At 65.8% G+C, this 2,708-nt stretch carries 1 protein-coding gene and 1 pseudogene; both read left to right on the top strand.

What is annotated here, in order from left to right:
* Positions 1 to 1,760: pseudogene (locus tag ACESMD_RS07855) on the top strand (FAD-binding oxidoreductase); the annotation flags it as partial.
* Positions 1,761 to 1,953: 193 nt separating this feature from the next.
* The coding region (locus tag ACESMD_RS07850) for a TonB-dependent receptor plug domain-containing protein (protein WP_372611956.1) at positions 1,954 to 2,708 on the top strand (755 nt) is incomplete at its 3' end.

The raw sequence follows: 2,708 nt of genomic DNA, 5'->3' as shown, positions 1-2,708 counted from the left end.
GGTTCTTCGGTGAGCTCTACCCCAGCCTGCAGCAGGTGAAAGCGGCCTTTGACCCCCATAACCAGCTGAACCCCGGCAAGATAGCGACGCCGCTGCCTTCTCCCACCCCACCCGAAACCGTGGGAAGTGCTATCCCGCCCGAAGCCGCGGGAAGTGCTATCCCACCCGAAACCGTGGGAAGTGCTATCCCGTCCGAAGCCGCGGGAAGTGCTGTCCCGTCCCAGGCCGCGGGAACGGCCACCCCGCCCGAGGCGGCGGGGAAAGCCGCCAACAGCCCGGCCGAACATGCCGACGAGCAGGCGGTGAAGTGGGTTGATCCCGGCCTGCTGGCTATCGACGGCGTTCCCACCCGCGGCCAGTTCGATCGCACCATCGACGAGCGTGTCTGGCAGGCTCATGCCGCCACCGTCTACTGCAACGGCAATGGCGCCTGCTACAACTTCGACCCCAACGACGCCATGTGCCCGTCGTGGAAGGCCACACGCGACCGGGTGCACTCGCCCAAGGGTCGCGCCAGCCTGATCCGCGAGTGGTTGCGTCTACAGGGTGAGGCCGGCATCGATCTGGTGGCGGAGTCGCGCAAGAAGAAGGCCGAGGGGGCCTGGGGCTTCGTCCGCGACTTCCCGCTGCGGGTCAGGAACACCCTCGCCAAGCGCCGCGGCGAGGCGGACTTCTCCCACGAGGTCTACGACGCCATGGCGGGATGTCTCGCCTGCAAGGCCTGCGCCGGCCAATGCCCGGTCAAGGTCAATGTCCCCGATTCCCGCTCGCGGTTCCTGGAGGTCTACCACGGCCGCTACCTGCGCCCCGTTCGCGATTACCTGATCGGTGGCATGGAGTTCTTCCTGCCGACGCTTGCCAGGATCGCGCCGCTCTACAACGCCGCCCTGGGCAACCGCGTGGTCGACCGACTGCTTTCCGGACCCATCGGCCTGGTGGACAGTCCAAAGCTCTCCCGGGCCAGCCTGAGAAAGCAGCTCGAGGCCTGGGGTATCGCCGAGGCGACCCCCACGTCCCTCGGCCTGCTCACCGAGGCCCAGAAAGCCAGGAGTGTGGTGATCGTCCAGGATGGTTTTACCAGTTACTTCGAGGCGACACTGGTCATGGATATCGTCGAGTTGCTCTCGCGCCTCGACATCCGGGTCTTCATCGCACCCTACGCGGCGAACGGCAAGCCGCTCGACGTCCAGGGTTTCCTGGGCGCCTTCGAGCGCACTGCAGAGGCACAGGCGCGTCGGTTGCGCGCCCTCGCCGACGTCGGGGTGCCACTGGTCGGCATCGACCCGGCCATGACCCTGACCTACCGCCAGGAGTACGTGAAGGCGCTGGGGCCGGACGCCGTGCCCGAGGTGCTGATGCTGCAGGAATGGCTGGTGACTCTCGCCAGACAGTTAGCCCCCAAGGGACTGACCCTCGAGAACCCTGGCTACCGCCTGCTCTCCCACTGCACCGAGACCACCAATGCCCCGGGCAGCCCCAAGGCCTGGCAGCAGGTCTTTGCCGCCTTCGGCCTGGACCTCGCGCTGGTCAACACCGGCTGCTGCGGCATGTCCGGCACCTACGGCCACGAGGCCCGCAACCGCGATACCTCGCAGACCATCTACGCCCAATCCTGGCAGCCGGTGGTGGAAGACGCCGCGAACCAGGGCCGACTGCTGGCGACCGGTTATTCCTGTCGTAGCCAGGTGGGCCGGCTCTCCGGCCAGTCGCTGCCGCATCCGTTGCAGGCATTGCTCCAGGTCCTGCGTCGCACCGCTTGATGGATGGCCACCAAGGGCCTGTCGGCCTCGATTTTCCGCTTCTCGTCAGGATGCCGGCTCGCCGAGGCGGGCCAGGCGCATCGAGGGCGGCCATATCGTGGATTCAGCGTCTTCGTTCCTGGCAAGGATGGCACTAGAATGCCCATGGGTCATCACCGATATCGGCACTACAACCACAAGACAGGAGAACCCGATGCGACGCCAACCCCTCTGCTTGCTGCTGCTCTGCTGGGCGCCCTTTACCCTGGCACAGACATCGGATGCCCCGGATCCTCAGTCGTCTGACGAGACCTCCAGTACCCGGACACCCACCATCACCATCAGTGCCCCGCGCCTGACCCGTAGCCTCTATGACACCCCCTCTGCGGTCTCGGTCCTGACCCGGGAGGAGATTCAGCAGGGTCAGCAAGGAGTTCGACTGGATGAGGCCCTGGACAGGGTGCCCGGGGTCTTTCTGCAGAACCGCGACAACTTCGCCCAGGGCCAGCGCATCTCCATCCGCGGCTTCGGCTCCCGGGGCACCTTCGGCATCCGCGGCCTGCATATCCGTGTCGATGGCATTCCCTACACCCTGCCCGATGGTCAGGCCCAGATCGATGCCGTGGACCTGGACAGCGCCGAGCGCATCGAGGTGATCCGCGGCCCCTCGTCAGTGCTCTACGGCAACGCCGCCGGCGGGGTCCTGGACATCACCACCGGCGATGGCAGCGAGATGCAGCGCTCACCGGTCCTAAAGCTCCAGGGCGGCAGCGACGACTTTCGCAAGCTCTCCATACGTAACGGTGGCGAAACCGGCAACTGGGTTCACAGCGTGAGTTTCTCGGCCCTGGATTTCGACGGCTACCGCGAACAGAGCAAAGTGGAGAAGCGGTTGCTCAATGCGCGAGTCGGTTATCGTCTGGATGACAACCGGACCCTGTCGGCACTGGTCAATATCCTCGACATGCC

The organism is Halomonas sp., assembly GCF_041689495.1.
Taxonomy (GTDB): domain Bacteria; phylum Pseudomonadota; class Gammaproteobacteria; order Pseudomonadales; family Halomonadaceae; genus Halomonas.
Note: the sequence above shows the minus strand (reverse complement) of the source record. Positions and strands in the feature narration are given on the sequence as shown.